This is a genomic window from Salinibacterium sp. CAN_S4, assembly GCF_015752305.1.
Lineage (GTDB): Bacteria > Actinomycetota > Actinomycetes > Actinomycetales > Microbacteriaceae > Rhodoglobus.
This window is the reverse complement of sequence record NZ_JADOVB010000002.1, coordinates 149,505-166,031: the sequence shown is the minus strand read 5'-3', so window position 1 is coordinate 166,031 and position 16,527 is coordinate 149,505. Positions and strand designations below refer to the sequence as shown.

The 16,527-nt window shown below is 67.0% G+C and carries 21 protein-coding genes; 12 read left to right on the top strand and 9 right to left on the bottom strand.

The window, feature by feature from the left end; genetic code table 11:
* Positions 1–14 precede the first annotated feature (14 nt).
* The 3 genes from IWX81_RS07205 to IWX81_RS07195 all read left to right on the top strand — a co-directional run bounded on the left by IWX81_RS07205 (position 15) and on the right by IWX81_RS07195 (position 2,897).
* Positions 15–596, top strand: coding sequence for a dihydrofolate reductase family protein (locus IWX81_RS07205; protein WP_199280645.1), 582 nt, complete (start codon positions 15–17; stop codon positions 594–596).
* A gap of 208 nt (positions 597–804) precedes the next feature.
* A complete protein-coding gene (locus IWX81_RS07200; RefSeq protein ID WP_199280644.1) occupies positions 805–1,995 on the top strand; it encodes a mechanosensitive ion channel family protein in 1,191 nt (396 codons plus the stop codon).
* Positions 1,996–2,036: 41 nt separating this feature from the next.
* Complete coding sequence (locus IWX81_RS07195) at positions 2,037–2,897, top strand: CPBP family glutamic-type intramembrane protease (protein ID WP_199280643.1); 861 nt, start codon at positions 2,037–2,039, stop codon at positions 2,895–2,897.
* A 3-nt stretch (positions 2,898–2,900) separates the two neighbouring features.
* Here IWX81_RS07195 and IWX81_RS07190 read toward each other — a convergent pair whose 3' ends face one another.
* The 9 genes from IWX81_RS07190 to IWX81_RS07150 form a co-directional block, all read right to left on the bottom strand.
* Positions 2,901–3,533: a hypothetical protein gene (locus tag IWX81_RS07190; protein ID WP_199280642.1), complete on the bottom strand. Its 633-nt coding sequence runs from the start codon at positions 3,531–3,533 to the stop codon at positions 2,901–2,903.
* Positions 3,530–3,997, bottom strand: a complete 468-nt coding sequence (locus IWX81_RS07185; RefSeq protein WP_199280641.1) for a hypothetical protein — start codon at positions 3,995–3,997, stop codon at positions 3,530–3,532. The genes IWX81_RS07190 and IWX81_RS07185 overlap by 4 nt, the downstream gene beginning before the upstream one ends.
* The gene (locus tag IWX81_RS07180; protein ID WP_199280640.1) at positions 3,985–5,646 is read right to left on the bottom strand and encodes a hypothetical protein; all 1,662 of its coding nucleotides are present in this window, start codon (positions 5,644–5,646) and stop codon (positions 3,985–3,987) included. The genes IWX81_RS07185 and IWX81_RS07180 overlap by 13 nt, the downstream gene beginning before the upstream one ends.
* A 3-nt stretch (positions 5,647–5,649) precedes the next feature.
* Positions 5,650–5,979, bottom strand: a complete 330-nt coding sequence (locus IWX81_RS07175; RefSeq protein WP_199280639.1) for a hypothetical protein — start codon at positions 5,977–5,979, stop codon at positions 5,650–5,652.
* Between the two features lies 1 nt (position 5,980).
* Complete coding sequence (locus tag IWX81_RS07170; RefSeq protein ID WP_199280638.1) at positions 5,981–6,271, bottom strand: hypothetical protein; 291 nt, start codon at positions 6,269–6,271, stop codon at positions 5,981–5,983.
* A 133-nt stretch (positions 6,272–6,404) separates the two neighbouring features.
* A complete protein-coding gene (locus IWX81_RS07165; protein ID WP_199280637.1) occupies positions 6,405–6,863 on the bottom strand; it encodes a DUF3817 domain-containing protein in 459 nt (152 codons plus the stop codon).
* A 2-nt stretch (positions 6,864–6,865) separates the two neighbouring features.
* Entirely contained in the window at positions 6,866–7,561 is a 696-nt protein-coding gene (gene purQ, locus IWX81_RS07160) for a phosphoribosylformylglycinamidine synthase subunit PurQ (RefSeq protein ID WP_199280636.1), read from the bottom strand.
* Positions 7,558–7,806, bottom strand: coding sequence for a phosphoribosylformylglycinamidine synthase subunit PurS (gene purS, locus IWX81_RS07155; RefSeq protein ID WP_199280635.1), 249 nt, complete (start codon positions 7,804–7,806; stop codon positions 7,558–7,560). Before purS ends, purQ begins: the two co-directional genes overlap by 4 nt.
* A gap of 38 nt (positions 7,807–7,844) precedes the next feature.
* Positions 7,845–8,234, bottom strand: coding sequence for a hypothetical protein (locus IWX81_RS07150; RefSeq protein ID WP_199280634.1), 390 nt, complete (start codon positions 8,232–8,234; stop codon positions 7,845–7,847).
* A 108-nt stretch (positions 8,235–8,342) separates the two neighbouring features.
* Between IWX81_RS07150 and IWX81_RS07145 the strand changes: the two genes are divergently transcribed.
* The 9 genes from IWX81_RS07145 to IWX81_RS07105 all read left to right on the top strand — a co-directional run bounded on the left by IWX81_RS07145 (position 8,343) and on the right by IWX81_RS07105 (position 16,517).
* Positions 8,343–9,341 carry an acyl-CoA dehydrogenase gene (locus IWX81_RS07145; RefSeq protein WP_334593470.1) on the top strand — a complete coding sequence of 333 codons (999 nt, stop codon included), beginning with the start codon at positions 8,343–8,345 and terminating at the stop codon, positions 9,339–9,341.
* Positions 9,335–10,621 (top strand): PIG-L family deacetylase, encoded by a 1,287-nt coding sequence (locus IWX81_RS07140; RefSeq protein WP_199280633.1) that lies wholly within the window; start codon positions 9,335–9,337, stop codon positions 10,619–10,621. Before IWX81_RS07145 ends, IWX81_RS07140 begins: the two co-directional genes overlap by 7 nt.
* A complete protein-coding gene (locus tag IWX81_RS07135; protein WP_334593466.1) occupies positions 10,618–11,331 on the top strand; it encodes a glycosyltransferase in 714 nt (237 codons plus the stop codon). Before IWX81_RS07140 ends, IWX81_RS07135 begins: the two co-directional genes overlap by 4 nt.
* A 16-nt stretch (positions 11,332–11,347) precedes the next feature.
* Positions 11,348–12,241 carry an SDR family oxidoreductase gene (locus IWX81_RS07130; RefSeq protein ID WP_199280632.1) on the top strand — a complete coding sequence of 298 codons (894 nt, stop codon included), beginning with the start codon at positions 11,348–11,350 and terminating at the stop codon, positions 12,239–12,241.
* Positions 12,238–13,596, top strand: a complete 1,359-nt coding sequence (locus tag IWX81_RS07125; RefSeq protein ID WP_199280631.1) for an alpha/beta hydrolase — start codon at positions 12,238–12,240, stop codon at positions 13,594–13,596. Before IWX81_RS07130 ends, IWX81_RS07125 begins: the two co-directional genes overlap by 4 nt.
* Positions 13,593–15,134 carry a GMC family oxidoreductase gene (locus IWX81_RS07120; protein ID WP_334593463.1) on the top strand — a complete coding sequence of 514 codons (1,542 nt, stop codon included), beginning with the start codon at positions 13,593–13,595 and terminating at the stop codon, positions 15,132–15,134. The genes IWX81_RS07125 and IWX81_RS07120 overlap by 4 nt, the downstream gene beginning before the upstream one ends.
* Positions 15,135–15,198: 64 nt before the next feature.
* Positions 15,199–15,954, top strand: coding sequence for a hypothetical protein (locus IWX81_RS07115; protein ID WP_199280630.1), 756 nt, complete (start codon positions 15,199–15,201; stop codon positions 15,952–15,954).
* Positions 15,955–16,011: 57 nt separating this feature from the next.
* Positions 16,012–16,260, top strand: a complete 249-nt coding sequence (locus tag IWX81_RS07110) for a type II toxin-antitoxin system Phd/YefM family antitoxin (RefSeq protein WP_199280629.1) — start codon at positions 16,012–16,014, stop codon at positions 16,258–16,260.
* A complete protein-coding gene (locus IWX81_RS07105; RefSeq protein ID WP_199280628.1) occupies positions 16,257–16,517 on the top strand; it encodes a type II toxin-antitoxin system RelE family toxin in 261 nt (86 codons plus the stop codon). Before IWX81_RS07110 ends, IWX81_RS07105 begins: the two co-directional genes overlap by 4 nt.
* The last annotated feature ends 10 nt before the right edge of the window (positions 16,518–16,527 follow it).

The window sequence follows — 16,527 nt, the reverse complement described above, 5'->3', positions numbered from 1 at the left end:
GATATGCTGACCGCATGAGAATGCTTGTCGCTGTAGAGAACGTGTCGCTCGACGGCGTGATGCAGTCACCTGGGCGCCCTGACGAAGATACCCGCGGTGGGTTCAGTCGCGGAGGCTGGGCGACCAGACTGCTCATGTCCGACCAGGATGCCGCGATGGCGGCCATGGGTGGCCAGCGCTCCACTTCCGGGATGGTGTTCGGTCGCCGTACCTACGACGATCTCGTCGGACACTGGCTCACCACGCCCGACCCGAATCCCTTCACCGAGATTCTGCGGTCGACTCCCAAGCACGTTGTGACATCGAATCCGGAGTTGGCACACCCCAATTCGTACGCCATCACGGGTGACCTTGTCGAGAGCATCACTGCGGTGAAAGGCGACGGGGAAGGTGACCTGGTCATCCTGGGGAGCGGGATGCTCGTGCGCGCGCTCGCGGATGCGGCCCTCATCGACCGGTATGTCCTGACGATCCTGCCCGTCGTTCTGGGCAGCGGCGTCCGGCTCTTCGGCGACACCTACGCTCCGATGACGGTGGTGGAAAGCTACACATCACCGACCGGGATCGTGGTGGCCACCTACGCGGTCGCGCAGTAACTCAACTCTGCCTCGCTTGCGGCGATCCGGCGACAGAGATGGAGTGAGGTTCCCCTCAGCCCATCGAGGTGTCGCCATCGGCTGCTAACCTCCGACCTTAGTAGCGGCTTGTGACAGTTCGAGGGGATGAGCGGCTGTGCCTGCGCACTCCCACCGGGCGCCCAGAGCGGTCTCGTATCCTGAAATTTTGGTTGTGACAGGAGGTCTCATGTTCGAACAGTTCTCATGGCAGTCGTGGATCGGTCTCGGCGTCGCCGTGGTCATCGCCGTTGTCGTCGTCCTCGTCATCGTCGGGATCGTGACCGTGGCGGTGCGGGCGGCATCGCGGCGCTACCCTGGCCTGCACGAGTCCCTCGGCGGCGTGCGCCGCCGCGCGCGCATCATGCTCGGGATAGTCGGCATCTGGATCGCGGTCTCCCTGACCCTGCCCGCACCCGACTGGCGGCCGCTCATCGACCAGGGGTTCCGCATCCTCGCGATCGCCGCCGGAGCCTTTTTGCTGGCCGGGGTGATGGGGCTGCTCATCGATCGTGCGCTGACCCGGTACCCGATCGACGTTCCGGATAACCGCGTCGCGCGCCGGGTGCGCACCCAGGTCATGATCCTGCAGCGACTCGGCCTGGCGATCATCGTGCTTCTCGCGGTCGGCTCGATCCTTCTGACTTTCCCCGAGGTGCAGACCGTCGGGGCCAGCCTGCTGGCTTCGGCCGGAGTCGCGACCATCGTCGCAGGTCTCGCGGCGCAGTCCACCCTCGCCGCCGTCTTCGCGGGCATGCAGCTCGCGTTCAGCGACGCGATCCGCGTGGACGACGTCGTCGTCGCGAACGGCGAATGGGGTCGCATCGAGGAGATCACCCTCACCTATGTGGTGCTGCGCACCTGGGATGAGAGGCACGTCGTGCTGCCATCCACCTATTTCACGTCGACGCCGTTCGAGAACTGGACCCGCCAGGGCAGTGCCCTGACCGGCGCGATCCTGTTCGACCTCGACTGGCGGGTGGATACGGGCCAGCTGCGCACCCAGCTCGACGTCGTGCTCGCCGAGACCGAGCTGTTCGATGGCCGCGTTGCGAACGTGCAGGTGACGGATGCCACGGGCGGATTCGTGAGCGTTCGCGTGCTGGTCAGCGCGTCCGATGCCGGCCGGCTGTGGGACCTGCGGTGCCTCGTGCGCGAGAAGCTCGTCGAGTGGCTGCAGAAATCCGGCCCCGCCGGGCTGCCGCGCAACCGCGTGATGATGGTGGAACAGGAGCCGATCCCGCGGAGCGCGCCGCGCACCAGGGCGACGGCAGACACCGCCGCCCAGTCCGGATTCTTCAGCGGGACCCCGGAGGCCGAGGCGCGCGGAAACGACTTCACCGGCGCCATCACGATGCCCAACCCGACAGCTCGGGCCTGAATAACCTGAATTTCCGCAGGGTGCCATGGCAGAATCGGGGTGTGCCCGCCGCCGCCAGCCCCGACACGACAGTCCGCCCAGCCCTGAGTTGGGGGCTCATCCCTGCCACGCTGCTGAGCAGTTCCGCGATCCTGCTCTTCGCACTCAGGGGCACCTCGGTGGCCCTGAGTCTCACCGGATACGGCATGCTCGCCGGCGGCCTGCTCATCGCGTGGCTGTTCGACAGGTCCCGCCGCACCGATGGGCTGTTCCGCGACCTGCTGCTGATCGCGATCGGGATGGTGATCGTGTCGACGATCTCCGTCAAGGCCGACATCAGCTGGGGCAACTTCTTCCTCGTCGGATTCGTGCTGGCCGCCGCCGTCACGGTTCCCTACCTGGTCTCGCGGTTCGTCTTCCGTGACCGACTGATCAGGTTCCCGTGGCGCGGCGGCTGGCCGTGGAGCAGGGTGCAGTGGGGCTACATCGCCCTCGTGCTGGTGCTCGGCTGGCTCATCCTGCCCTTCTACTTCATCACCTCCGGCGTCTATCTGAACTGGCCGAACACGGTCACGGCGGATGAGATCGGTCGCCTGTTCGTGGGCGTGAATGCGGTCGGAACCTGGGATGAGCTGTTCTTCATCCTCACCGTCTTCGTGCTGTTCAAACGCCACTTTCCGGTCTGGCAGGCGAATCTGCTGCAGATGGTGATCTTCGTCTCGTTCCTCTGGGAGCTCGGATACCAGGCCTGGGGCCCGCTGCTGATGATCCCGTTCGCCCTGCTGCAGGGCTGGATCTTCTCGCAGACGAAGTCACTGCCTTATGTGCTGACGGTGCACCTGCTGCTGGACGTCGTGGTCTTTCTCGTCATCGTGCACGCACGCAACGACGGCGTGTTCCCGTTCTTCCTGGTCTCGCCGTAGCGATCAGGCCCTGGCGAAGGTCGACGCGAGCACGGTCGCGTCGAAGAACGACACCATGATCTCGGGGATGTCGGCGAGCGGCGTCGAGAAGTTCGCGAGCACGACCTGCTTGCTGTCGGGCACGGAGTACCAGTAGTCGACGATGAGATTGGTGATCGACTGTGCCGGAGCATCAGGATGCAGCGGCTCGACGTGTTCGCGACGGATCCGCAGGATCTCCGACCCCTCGATCGATAAGTCGGCCGCATCCTCGACACCCTCGATCTCCAGTTGGGTGAGGCCGAGTCGCAGCATCTGCTTGACCGCCTGAGGCGAGGTGCCGGTGGCGGGGGTCATCCGCAGTTCGCGCGGGCTGAAGATGGTCAGCATGATCGGCATCGGGGTGCCCGGGGTTATCTCTGAGGCCAGGAAGACTGTGACAGCGCCCGCGTCGCGCGCGGTCGTGAGCGCGGTCGTGAATCGCGCCCGCATGAGCGACCGGATCTGCGCTTCTGCGTCGGCCGGGCCCACGAGTTCGGCCACATAGTCGCGCACCGACGCCGAGATCTGCGCGTCAGCGCCGAGGACGATGCGCCTCCAGTTGCCGATCAGCTGGAAGTTGAGAGTCGGCGCGATCGCGGCGGGGGCGACAGTCACTCGCCGAACGCCTCTGCGAGGTACACGGTGGAGTAGGTGACGGAGTTGACCAGCTCGTTGTTCTGGATCCCCAGCTCTCGCGCCGCCGGGGCGATGTCGAGCGGATTCCCCGTGGCATCCTCTGTCTCCACTTCGACGGTCTCGACCTCGCCGAGTGTCGAGTCGAAGGCGATTCTGAGAACGTCGCTCAGTTCGTCTTTCGTCAAACCGTCGCTCGTCAGGGTCGGGAGAACATAGAGGGTGTTGCCCGTCCCGTCCCGCTTGACCGCGATGTAGGTGGATTCGATGGTGGGACTCGAATCGGTGATGGCCTCACCGAGCGATTCTGTGTCGATAGAGCCGGACATGTCGTTGCCGCTTTCCTGGGTGCGAGAAGGGAGGAGGAAGCACGCACTCAGGGATACCGCGATCGCGAAGGTTGCGACCAGCGACGTGAGAGTGCGGCGCGCGATTATTCCTGCCATGTGTACTGGTGTTGTTCGGTGACGGCGCCGGAAAAGTCGTCGAAGAAATGCTGGTACGGATCCAGCGCCGGCGAGTGAGCGGCTGTCTCGCTGTACTTCGAGTTGTTGTGGGAGGAGACGCCGATCGTCCCGTCGTTCGCGTCGGCCGATACCGTGACGTGGTTCGGGGTGTTCGGCTTCGGATTCGTGAGGTCGAGCGTCGGCACCACATCGCCCGTGTGCTGGATGCTCAGCACCTTCGTCGACTCGGGGATATCCATCGCATCGATCGGTGCGCCGTAGACGAACACCGCCTCGAAGTTGTAGGCGTCCGAACGGTTGGCAGCGAGGTGGCCCGCCATGATCCCGCCCTGGCTGAAGCCGACGAGCATGACGGGATCGTCAGGTCCGATACCGGCCTGCGCCATGGCGTCGAGCACCGCGCGCTCGTACTGCGTCTTCAACTCGGGAGTGAGCATGAGTGCGAGGTTGGAGTCGAGGTCGTTCGTAGCAGCGGTGTCGCCGTTCTTGGCCACCCAGTCCTGGGTGCTCGGAAGGGTGACGACCCAGCGTTCCACCCCATCCGGGCCGACGACCTTGCGGATGTCGACGACGGATCGGTCTTCGCCGCCCATTCCGTCTGTGTATCCCTCGGCGTCGGCATAGTCCTTCAGGGAGTAGAGACCGGCGACATCGTCGGCCGCAGCCTGAGCCTTCTTCTGCTCTTTTTTCTCGATGTCGGCAGGATCCAGCGGCGTGACCTTCGGGTCGGGCGCGAGCACATCACTGAGCACCCGCCACAACAGCAGCGCACCGACGAGCGGAAAGGCGACAGAAACGAGGATCGCGAGCAGTTGCGTGCGCCACTGGTCCATCCCCGGGATGAGGAAGCTCAGTAACAGGAGTCGACCCAGGATGAGCAGCAACGGTGCGACGAGCGCGAGCCAGGCCAGGATCAGCGCGATCGCGACGACGACCAGCACGAGGGCCACGAGCACGAGAACGACGATCAGGATCGCCTTGATGATGGTCGCGAGAACATCGGCGATCCACTTGGCGACGACGGCGAGGAAGTCACCGATCCTGTCCAGGAAGTCGCCGACCTTGTCCCTGAGGCTGTCGTTCGTCGAGTCGAGTGCATCGTCGATGCGAGCCATCGCCCGCTCGGCCGCTGCGTCGACGTCACGACGTAGCTGGGCCAGCTGGCTGATGGCGTCGTTCGCCTGCGATTCGTAGCCGCTCCGGCGCGACGCGAGCTGGCGCATCGTGTCATCGATGTCGTCGAGCCGCGGATCTCCCGGACTGCTCGCGTCGAGCTGTTCGCGGGTGCGCCCGAGTTCGGTCATCCGACCCTCGAGGCCAGCGGCCATGTTCTGGTCGGCGTGCGATTCGTTGATGATCGCGTCGGCTTTGCGGTGGGCATCCCCCAACTCCACGGCGAAGGCGACCAGGGCAGTCGCTGTGCCGTCGTAGCGGCGGTGGGCGTCCTTGATCTTCCCCGCCGCTTCGTCTGCGCGTTCGGCGACCACCTCGAGAGCATCGCCGGAACCCGCGAAGCTCAGCGCGAACAGTGCCTCCGCGGCATCCTGGATGGCCTGCGCCGACGCGCTCAGGGAGTCGGCCCGCGCGGCGAGCGCCGAGGGGTTTCCGTCGAGTTGCTGAAGAGTCATGGTCTACTCGTCCCCGCCTGAGCCTGAGGGCTGGCTCGGGGCCGGCGCGGTTGTTGTCGTTGCGGCTTTCGCCTGGGCCTCGTCGAGCTCCCTGAACGTGTCGATGATCGCGGTCAGCGATTCGGTCACGAACTCGAGCGCCTCGGTCAGCTTGCCCCTGTTGATATCCCAGGAGTCGGCGAAGTCGTTGACCTTGGAGGCGAGTCCGGAATGGCCCACCAGCCCGGAGATGTCGTGCCCCACCCTCTCAACGCTCTGGAAAGTGGAGACGGCGTGGTCGATGCGGGAGCGGGTCGAAACGAGTTCATCGAAGTCGACGACGAGGTCGGCCATGTCAGACCTCCCTGGTGAGGGTTCGAAGGGCGGCGAGCCTGGAATCCGCAGCGCGAAGGTGCACGGAGGTGGCGGCGACAAGGGCGGCGGCACCTGTCGAGTCGACCGCAATGGCCTGAGCAGGGGCATCCGGCGCACCGGTCAGCGCTGAGACTGCACCCTCAGGAAGCAGAGACCGGATGAACGCCCCGAGCGCCTCGCTGTCGACGCGGAGTTGCTCGGCATCGTCACCCAGGGTGGCCGCCAGCGCGTGGGAATCGTGCTGCTCGGTACCATTCTGAAATTCGGTCATGTCAGGCTCCGCTAGAGATTCGGATAATCAGACAATAATTCAACTGTCGTCGAGTCGATCCTAGGGGCGACTGGCGGCGCCTGCGATGGGCACCGCTGCCCATGAGCGGGGATTGCTCCGGAACCGATCCCGATCAACCCAGCTGCGGTGGCCCCAGCGACAACAGCACGACGAACAGCACGATTACCGCGACGACGATGAGCCCCACCAGCAGCAGGGGGCGCCGCAGGAACGCGCGAAGGGCGCGATTGATCCAGGAGGCGTCACGCGGATCGTCCGTCGGCTCGACCCGCCAGTCGCCCGCGAGCCGGCCGGTGCGTGCGAGCCAGAGCTCGACGGGGATCGTCGCGAACGGGATGACCGCGCTGCCGATCGCGAGCAGCGAGACTCCCACGCTCCAGCGCTGGTTCACGGCCAGCAGCACGGCGGTGGCGCCGTAGGCGAGAAAGACGAAACCGTGGATGCCGCCACCGATCGACACGGCAGCGTCGAGCCCGGCGGTGGCCCGCAGGATCAGCCCGGTGATCAGCAGGGTCCAGGTGATCGCCTCGGCGATGGCGAGGGTGCGGTAGAGCGAGCGAGGGGTGACCATGGTTACACGCGGGTCAGGGTCGCGATCGCGCTCGTAAAGAAGGCGAGCCCATCGGTGCCGGAGCGCATCGCATCAGTCATGTCCGGCCCGAAGCCGGGCTCGGTGGCATGCTCAGGATGCGGCATCAGCCCGACCACGTTTCCGCGCTCGTTCGACACCCCCGCGATGTCGTTCATCGAGCCGTTGGGGTTGACGTCGACGTAACGGAACACCACCTGGCCGTTGCCCTCGATGCGCCTGATCGTCTCGTCGTCAGCGACGAAACGCCCATCGGCGTTTTTGAGTGGGATGATGATCTCGGCGCCGGTCTCGTACTGGTTCGTCCACGCGGTGTCGGCGTTCTCGACGCTCAGCTTCTGGTCGCGGCGGATGAACTGCTGGTGCGCGTTGCGCGTGTGGGCGCCCGGCAGCAGGCGGGCCTCGGCCAGCATCTGGAATCCGTTGCAGATGCCGAGCACGGGCATCCCGGCGTTCGCCGCATCGATGACCTCGGCCATGATCGGTGCGTGGCTCGCGATCGCCCCCGCGCGCAGGTAATCGCCGTAGCTGAAACCGCCGGGGAGCACTATGGCGTCGACGCCGTGCAGATCGTGGTCACCGTGCCACAGCGCCACCGGCTCGGCACCGGCGAGGCGCACGGCACGCTGGGCGTCCCGGTCGTCGAGCGAGCCGGGAAAGGTGATGACGCCGATCTTCATTCGGTGACCGAGATGCTGACGACATCCTCGATGACGGTGTTGGCGAGCATATCTTCGGCGATCTCGCGGACCTCGGCGAGCATGGCGTCATCCACCGGTCCGTCCACGGTCAGTTCGAATCGCTTGCCGATGCGAACGCCCGTGTACCTGTCTTTGCCGAGCCTGCTGAGGGCGCCGGCGACAGCCTTGCCCTGGGGGTCGAGAATCTCTGCCTTGGGCATGACCTCAACGAGAATGGTGGGCACCGAAACACTCCAGGAGTTCGAGGGCGAATAGCCCGATTCTACTCGAAGAAGAGAACCGCGATCGAGGCGACCACGGCCAGCACGCCGATGCCGGCGAAGACCAGGCCGAGTATGCGCACGAGCTTCTCATCGGGCGCGCTCGCGGTGAAGTGCGCGTGGGCAGCCCGGCGTTTGCGATGGAACACCTCGAGCTTGTCGTGATCGTGGTCGATGGCGAGCTCAGCATCGCTGAGTTCGCGGGAGTGCACCTGCCCGTCGGGGGACAACCAGTTCAGTTGGCCCTCGGAGATCGCCGCCGGCGCTGTCTGCCACGGTCCGCGGGCGCCGACCATGATGATCAGGATCAGGTAACAGAACGCGGCCGATGCCAGGCCGACGATGGTGAAGACCTCGGCGAGGAGGCCGATCGTCGTCACCGCGCTCGTCATCCCTCAAGAATACGGTCGAAGGGTGGCAACTGTTGTGCTCACTTACCCCCGGATCGTCGGCGCGGCAACCCCTAGTCGGTTGACGCCGATGCCGTCAGGCTGGATGACGTGCACGTGTCGCTTTCTCCCGTTCCGCAGTCCCCGGGGCCTCTCACTTCGGCGGCCGTCGTCGATGCGCCTCGGGACGTGGATGCCGCGCTGGCGCTCGCGCTCAGGCTGGGGCTCTCCCGGCCTGTTCCGGGCGATGCATCCACCCGGGATCTCTGGGAAGCGTTCGCGACCCTCGGCGCCGCCGATCTTGGCGTCGTGCGAGCGGTGGAGCCGCATCTCGACGCGATAGGGATCCTTGCCCAGGCGGGAATCGACCCCGGCGACGGAATCTGGGGCGTCTTCGCCGCCGAGGGTGGGGATGATCCGCTCACCACCTCGACCGGCGATGCGCCGAGTCTCAGCGGCACCAAGCCGTGGTGCTCCCTGGCCGATCGACTCGACTCAGCTCTCGTCACGGCAACGACGAGCACGGGCCACAAGCAGTTGTATGCCGTCGACCTGAAGCACCACGGTGTGCGGGTCGCGCCGGCGACGTGGATGGCGAGAGGTCTCAGTGAGATCCCGAGCGGGCCCGTGACCTTCGGCGCGGTACCCGCGACTCCCGTCGGCGAGCCCGGCTGGTATCTCGAGCGACCCGGGTTCGCGTTCGGCGGCATCGGAGTTGCCGCGTGCTGGTTCGGTGGCGCCGTCGGCATCGGCCGGACCGTGCACGCCGCGGCCACGGCGAAGCCGAATCCTTTCCTTCTCGCGCACCTCGGCGCCATCGACGAACTGCTGCACTCGAGCCGTCGAGCGCTGCTCGAAGCGACCCAGCTGGTGGGCTACCCCTCGACCGACGGTCGGCTGCTGGCGAAACGGGTGCGCGCGCGGGTGGCAAAATCCTGCGAGGAGATCATCGAACGCGCGGGGCACGCCCTCGGCCCCGCGCCACTCGCACTCGACGGCGCCCACGCGAAGCGCGTCGCCGACCTGCAGTTGTACATCCGCCAGCACCACGCCGAGCGCGATGACGAGTCGCTCGGTCGTGCGCTCGCCGGGGGTCCGGCGCCATGGTGAGGTTCGACTCGAGCGTGGCAGGCACCCCGGCCGCGACCTGGCGAGCTGACCCCCGCCTGGCCGATCGCCCTCCGCTCGACCTGCACGGGGTGGATGAGCTGCTTGTCGTGGCCGCCCACCCCGATGACGAAACCCTGGGTGCTGGCGGCCTGATCGCGCTGTGCTCCGGTCGCGGCATCCGCGTCACGATCGTGGTCGTCACCGATGGCGGCGCAGGCGGGATCGCGGCCGTGCGGTCGAGGGAGCTGGCGGAGGCCGCCGCGATCCTGGGTGCCGGGAGTCCAGGAGCGGTAGTCGTCGAGCTGGGCTTCGCCGACGGCGAGACGCTCGAGCATCGGGTTGAGATCACGGCGGCCCTGCGCGAGCAGATCTCGCAGGCATCTCGATCCGCGCTCATCGTGGCGCCGTGGCGCGGCGACGGTCATCGTGACCACAGGGTGGTCGGCCAAATCGTGGCCGGGCTGGTGGCCGGGCGACGGTTCGCCGAATATCCGATCTGGCTGTGGCACTGGGGCCACCCAGAATCCGAGGCGATGCCCTGGCAGAATGTGGAGAGTGTGAGAGTGGATGCCACGAAGCAGAGCGCCCTCGACCGGTACCGCTCGCAGACCGCCGGGGACGACCCCGTGCTCAGGCCAGACTTCCTCGAGAACTTCACCGGCGGTACCGAGTTCTTCGTGACCGGGGATCGCGCGCTCGGAGCCGAGTATTTCGATGCCACGTACGAGCGGCACGATGATCCGTGGGGGCTCGCCACCCGCTGGTACGAGTCACGCAAGCGCGAGATCATGCTCGCGTCGCTGCCGCGGGAGTCCTACGGCCGCGTGCTCGAGATCGGGTCATCCATCGGCGTGACGACCGAAGCGCTTGCCGGTCGCACGTCAAGCCTCCTGTCGGTCGACGTCTCGGCCGCCGCTGTGGAGCGCGCCCGCGCGCGGGTCGGCGACCGGGCGACCATAGAAGTCCAGGACGTCACCACTGACTTCCCGGAAGGAGAGTTCGACCTCGTGGTGTTGTCCGAGGTCGGATACTATTTCGGCGCCGCGGGGCTGGCCGCCGTGCTCGAGTCGATCGTCGCCGCGCTCGGTGACGGCGGCACCCTTGTTGCCTGCCACTGGCGCCATCCGGTCGCCGACTATCCGCTGGACGGCGATGCCGTGCACGCGGCTATCGCCGGGCTGGGCCTACACCGGATCGTGCGTCACGAGGAGGAAGACTTCATTCTCGAGGTCTTAAGTCGCGACCCACGGTCCGTTGCGCGAGAGTCGGGGCTGCTGTGACGAAGGTCGCCGAACTCGTGGTGATGATCCCCGCGAGAGACGAAGAAGCGCTGATCGGTCGGTGCCTCGAGTCCGTGCTCGTCGCACGCGACCTCGTCGACGTTCCCGTGCGGGTCGTGGTCGTCGCCGACGGCTGCCTGGATGCCACGGCCGACGTCGCTCGCGCGTACCCCGGTGTGATCGTGGTCGAGATCGACTCCTCAAATGTCGGAATCGCCAGGTCCGTGGCCGCCGAAACGGCGCTGTCGCTGACCGGTGCGGATCCCGAACGGGTGTGGATGGCGAACACCGACGCCGACTCCGTCGTTCCGCCGAACTGGCTGACCGAACAGCTGCGGCTGGCGGATTCCGGTGCGGACGTGATGATCGGCACCGTGCGACCGGAGTTCGACGACCTCACCGACGAGCAAGTGCGGGCGTGGCGGGCGGGGCACGTTCCCGGCCAGCCCAACGGCCACGTGCACGGCGCGAACCTCGGAGTCCGGGCATCCACCTACCGGGAAGTCGGTGGCTACGATGCAGTGCCCGAGCACGAGGACGTGGAACTCGTGGCGAGGCTGAAGCGGATCGGCCGCGCCGTGGCGTCCGACGCGTGCGAGGTCGTCACCTCCGGCCGTCAGGTCGGCAGAACCCCCGGCGGATACGCCAGACACCTGCGCGACGACCTCGTGCCGCACAGGCAACGATCGACACAGCGTCAGCCAACCTGATGTGGAGAGTATGACGATGCCCGACCAGTACACCTTCGACAATCCCGTTGAGCGCTACAGTCGCGTCGAGCCGCCGATCCAGCACCAGCCGGTGCCAGGGGTGCAGGCGCAGATGACTCCAGTGCCCGACCTCGGCGAATCCAGCTACCGCGGCACCGGTCGCCTGGCCGGCCGCACGGCGCTCATCACGGGCGGCGACTCCGGCATCGGGGGTGCCGTGGCCATCGCCTTCGCCCGCGAGGGAGCCGATGTCGTGATCGTGCACCTCCCTGACGAGCAGGAGGACGCCGACCGCATCCTCGGCCTCATCGAGGACGCCGGGCAGAAGGGGCACTCGATCGCCGCCGACATTACCGACGCTGCCCGCTGCCGCGCGATCGTCGACGAAGCGGTGAGCGTGCTCGGCGGGCTCGACATCCTCGTCAACAACGCCGGTAAGCAGGTCGCGGTCGATCGTCTCGAGGATCTGAGCGACGAGCAGTTCGAGCTGACGTTCCGCACGAACGTGTTCGCCAACTTCTGGCTGACCAAGGCCGCTCTCGCCCACCTGCCCGCGGGCGGCACTATCATCAACACGGCGTCGCTGGAGGCGTACACGCCGTCCCCGGAGCGGCTGGACTATGCGGCCACGAAAGCCGCGATAAACAACTTCTCGAAGGGGCTGGCGCAGCAACTGGCACCCCGCGGCATCCGCGTCAACGTGGTCGCGCCCGGCCCGGTGTGGACGGCGCTGCAGGTATCGGGCGGTGTCTCCGACGAGCAGATGGAGGCGTTCGACGACGAGAGCGTCTACAACCGTTCGGGGCAGCCGGCCGAGATCGCCCCGGCCTTCGTGTTCCTCGCCTCCGCGGAATCGAGCTACGTTTCCGGCGCGACCATCAACGCCAACGGCGGCATGAATACACCGTGACCGGTCCCGACTGCACGATCTTCTTCCTCCACGGCCTCGGCTTCAGCGCCGCCTCGGCGTCGCCGTTCGCCGCGGCGCTCGGCGATCGCTTCCGGGTGGTCGATGTCGACCTGCCGGGGCACGGCGGTGCTCAGGATGCCGCTGACGGCTCCGTCGCTGCCATCGCGGATGCCGCGCTCGCGGCGATCGAGGCCGAAGCGGATGGCGGGCCGTTCCTGCTCGCAGCCCACAGCATGGGCGGCAAGATCGCGGCGCTGCTGGCCGAACGCATCCTGAGCGGTCGCGCGAACGTCTTCGGACTCGCTGGTGCCGTGTTGCTCGCGCCATCGCCGCCCACCGCGGAGCCCATGGACGACGACAAGCGCGCCGAGTTGCTCTCCTGGGTCGAGAACGGCGCCCTCTCCGAGGCACACGCCCTCGAGTTCGTGTCGCAGAACGTTGCGACGCCCTTGCCGGCGGCGTTCGAGCAGAGTGCCGTGACTCAGGTTCGGCAGTCGTCCCCGCTCGCCTGGCGGCGCTGGCTCACCGAGGGCAGCGGGGAGGATGTCTCGACCTCCGTCGGCGTCATCGACCTGCCCGTCGTCGTGCTGGCGGGCGAGGATGACGCAGACCTCGGTTCGACCGCCCAGCCTGGGCTGCTCGGCGCCGTGTACCCGCGAGCGCGCTTCGTGTCGCTCGCGGCGACGGGACACCTTCTTCCCTACGAGCGCGCGGCCGAGGTTGCCGCGGAGATCGTCGGGCTGTGGGACTCCCTGGGAGCCCCGCCGGTGGCCGCGGAGTGGGGCCGAGTAATCGCCTCGACCCGCACCGGCGTGGAGGAACGCGCCCTGCTGGCGCGTCGCGCGATCGCAGACAACCCCGAGTACGAGCCGCACGCACTCACGCAGCAGCAGCTCGCGACCCTCCGCGCGCTGGCCAATCGGCTGGTGCCCCAATCCGGAGTCGGACGCATCGACCTCGCCGCGCGCATCGACGCCGACCTCGCGGCAGGCCGCGGTGATGGGTGGCGGCCCTCGGGGCTGCCCGAGGACGCGACCGCGTACCGGCGCGGACTCGGGATCGTGGCATCCGTCTGGCCCGATGACGCTGCGGCACAGGATGACCTCATCCGACAGATCATCGCCGGTGAACTCGAGACCACTGGCGAGTGGAGCGGTGACGCGTTGCGGCGATGGTTCGACGACGTGCGCACCGACCTGGCGCGCACCTGGCTGGCGCATCCGGCGTCTCTCGCCCGCGTCGGATACGACGGCTTTGCGACCAGCGGCCCCGGGGCCGAGCCTGCCGGATATGTCGCCCTGGGCGCGGGAACGCGAGACCCGTGGGAGCCCATCGAACTAGGAGACCTCCCGTGAACCTGAACGACATGCGCGCCTACGACCTGGATGACGTGGTCGACGTCGTCGTCGTCGGGACCGGGGCAGGCGGTGCTCCCCTGCTGGCGCGACTCGCGGAACGCGGCCTCAGGGTCGTCGCGCTCGAGGCCGGCCCCAACCTCGACCCCGATCAGTTCACCAACGATGAGGTCGAGGCCCCGCGCATCAATTGGATGTCGGAGCGCGTCAGCGGCGGAAACGACCCGACGGCCTTCGGCCCCAACAACAGCGGCTGGGGTGTCGGCGGCGGCACCCTGCACTGGGGCGCGTTCACGCCCCGCCCCGACGCCCGCGACCTCAGCCTGTTCAGCGAGGCCGGGGCCGGGGCGGACTGGTCGATCGACCACGCCGAGCTCACCCGGTACATCGTCGAGGTCGAGCGCACCATCGGTGTCTCGGGCGCGACCCCGTACCCGTGGGATCCGGAGCGGGAGTATCTCGAGCCCCCCGTCGACCGCAACGCGTCGGCCGACGTCATGGCCGCCGGCTGTGCAGCCCTCGGCATCCGCGCTACCGATGCGCCGGCGGCCATCCTGAGCCGGGAGCGCGACCAGCCCCATCACGGCCGTCGCCTCGCGAGCCAGAACCTCGGCACCATCCACCAGGGTGAGAGATTCGGGACGAAGGCGACCACCGCAAATACCTACCTGCCTGCCGCGGTTGCTTCCGGCGCCGAGATCAGGCCGGACTCCATGGTGCACGGGATCGAACTCGACGCACTCGGTCGGGTCTCTGCCGTCGTCTACCTCCGCGATGGCCGTGAGTTCCGGCAGCGGTGCGCGAATCTCGTGCTCGCTGCCGGTGGCATCGAGACTCCGCGACTGCTGCTCAACACCGGCCACGCCAATTCGAGCGGCCAGGTGGGGCGAAACTTCATGGCACACGGCGGCGTGCAGGTCTGGGGCCGCTTCGACGAGCAGATCCGTGGCTACCGTGGCTACCCGTCCTCGCTCATCAGCGAAGACTTCATGCGCCCAGACGGCGTCGACTTCGCGGGCGGATACCTGCTTCAGAGCCTCGGTGCGATGCCGCTGACCTACGCGACCTCTCTCGTGCGCGGCGGCGGCCTGTGGGGCAGTGAGCTGATGGATGCGCTCGACGGCTGGCGATTCACGGCCGGCATCGGCATCAACGGCGAATGCCTGCCGGCCGAGAACAATAGGCTCGTGCTCTCCGACGAGGTGGACGAATGGGGAGTGCCGCGCGCGATCGTCACCTTCACGGCCGGTCCGAACGAGCAGGCGATCAACGAGCACGCGACCGCGACGATGATCCGCATCCTCGAGGCGGCGGGAGCACTCGATACTCGGGTGCTCGATCGCACAGCCCACACCCTCGGCATGTGCCGGATGAGCACAGATCCGGCGGACGGTGTCGTGGATGCCGCTGGCCGCAGCCACGACATCCCGAACCTCTGGATCTCTGACAACTCGACGTTCCCCAGCTCGCTCAGCGCGAACCCGTGCCTCACCCAGCTGGCACTCTCACTGCGGACCGCCGACCTGATGCTGCGCTGACGTGATGGTGCGCTGACGCCGCTGGCTGATCGCGCTGGTCTTGACTCCGTGTCAGACTCTGGGCATGCGAAGAGGCGTCGGAGTTCTGGTCGCGGTCGGACTGCTGCTCACCGGGTGCACCGCATTCGGATTTCAGCCGTCACCGACCACCACGTACATCGACGAATCGGGCAGCGAAGTCACGGTCGATTGGGTCGACTACCCAGCGCACGAGGGCAACGACGGCGAGTTGTTGATCGGATACCCGGACCAGACACAGCTCGAGCCCATTGCGCGAGACACGGTCGAGCGATTGCGAACTGCGGTTGCCGACGCTTCGGGGTTCGCGCTGACGTCGAGCGAACCCGAGTCGAAATGGTTCGACGACGAGAACTGGTTTCCAGCGGACGGCAACGGTTACGGCGGAGACGCGATGCTCATCACCGTCAACTGCTGTGACTTTTCATCGAATGGCGCTCCACGGCGAAGCGAGTGGCAGGGCGTCATCGACGCGGCCAGTGCGGCTGTCGAGCCCGCCGGATTCGGGGAGTTCGTGCTCGACGATCCGCTCGAATGGTGCGGTGCGCCCGCCGAGGAGTGCTGGCGCTGGAGCGGGTCGGCCACCGACGGTGTGCAATGGGTGTTCATCATGATCCAGGATGGCGCGCTCGATCCGACGGGGGAGGCCATCCAGGAAGCAAAGAATGCGGATCGGCCGGTCGCCACGGTGCAGTTCGACTACGGCGCCACGGTCGTACCGACCGGACTTTCGGACGAGTACGTCCGCGCGATCGACCCGTTTGTCGGGCTGAAGCAGCCCCGTGCCACGACCTCCGACTGACGTTTTCAAATACGCCTTTGATGTACATAACGCGACCATCGATGTACACTTAGAGCCATGTCGAACATCAGCGTCGCCGACGCGCGCAACAATTTTTCGGACGTTCTCGACCGTTCACAGGACGAAGCGGTTTTTATCGAGCGCCGTGGCCGCCGCGCAGCGGTGGTCATCAGCCCCGAGCGATATGAGCGAATGATGGAAGCGCTCGAGGACTCCGAAGACGTCGCGGCATTCGATGAGGCAATGACCGAAGAGGGGCCGAACATTCCGTGGGCGCAGGTCAAAGCGGACCTCGGCTGGGTGTGACCTACCAAATCGAGCTGCGACCGGCCGCGGCTCGCGCGCTGAAGAGCGTCGATCATCAGGATCGTGACCGGTTGCGCGGTGCGATTGCTCTACTCGCCGAAGATCCCCGGCCCCCAGGGGCTCGTGCGCTGCGGGGCCGGCCGGGGCTCAGGGTGCGGGTCGGCCACTATCGCATCATCTACACGATCGATGACGATGTGCTGCTGGTCGTCGTCGTGACCCTCGGGCACAGGAGCGACGTCTACGACCGCCGCTAGACGGCGACGC

Excerpts from the sequence above, each read along its gene's own strand:
- IWX81_RS07175 (WP_199280639.1), bottom strand. The coding sequence starts at position 5,979 with ATGGCCGACCTCGTCGTCGACTTCGATGAACTCGTTTCGACCCGCTCC.
- purQ (WP_199280636.1), bottom strand. The coding sequence starts at position 7,561 with ATGAAGATCGGCGTCATCACCTTTCCCGGCTCGCTCGACGACCGGGAC.
- IWX81_RS07110 (WP_199280629.1), top strand. The coding sequence starts at position 16,012 with ATGTCGAACATCAGCGTCGCCGACGCGCGCAACAATTTTTCGGACGTT.
- IWX81_RS07170 (WP_199280638.1), bottom strand. The coding sequence starts at position 6,271 with ATGACCGAATTTCAGAATGGTACCGAGCAGCACGATTCCCACGCGCTG.
- IWX81_RS07200 (WP_199280644.1), top strand. The coding sequence starts at position 805 with ATGTTCGAACAGTTCTCATGGCAGTCGTGGATCGGTCTCGGCGTCGCC.
- IWX81_RS07115 (WP_199280630.1), top strand. The coding sequence starts at position 15,199 with ATGCGAAGAGGCGTCGGAGTTCTGGTCGCGGTCGGACTGCTGCTCACC.
- IWX81_RS07130 (WP_199280632.1), top strand. The coding sequence starts at position 11,348 with ATGCCCGACCAGTACACCTTCGACAATCCCGTTGAGCGCTACAGTCGC.
- IWX81_RS07185 (WP_199280641.1), bottom strand. The coding sequence starts at position 3,997 with ATGGCAGGAATAATCGCGCGCCGCACTCTCACGTCGCTGGTCGCAACC.
- IWX81_RS07205 (WP_199280645.1), top strand. The coding sequence starts at position 15 with ATGAGAATGCTTGTCGCTGTAGAGAACGTGTCGCTCGACGGCGTGATG.
- IWX81_RS07140 (WP_199280633.1), top strand. The coding sequence starts at position 9,335 with ATGGTGAGGTTCGACTCGAGCGTGGCAGGCACCCCGGCCGCGACCTGG.
- IWX81_RS07165 (WP_199280637.1), bottom strand. The coding sequence starts at position 6,863 with ATGGTCACCCCTCGCTCGCTCTACCGCACCCTCGCCATCGCCGAGGCG.
- IWX81_RS07180 (WP_199280640.1), bottom strand. The coding sequence starts at position 5,646 with ATGACTCTTCAGCAACTCGACGGAAACCCCTCGGCGCTCGCCGCGCGG.
- IWX81_RS07150 (WP_199280634.1), bottom strand. The coding sequence starts at position 8,234 with ATGACGAGCGCGGTGACGACGATCGGCCTCCTCGCCGAGGTCTTCACC.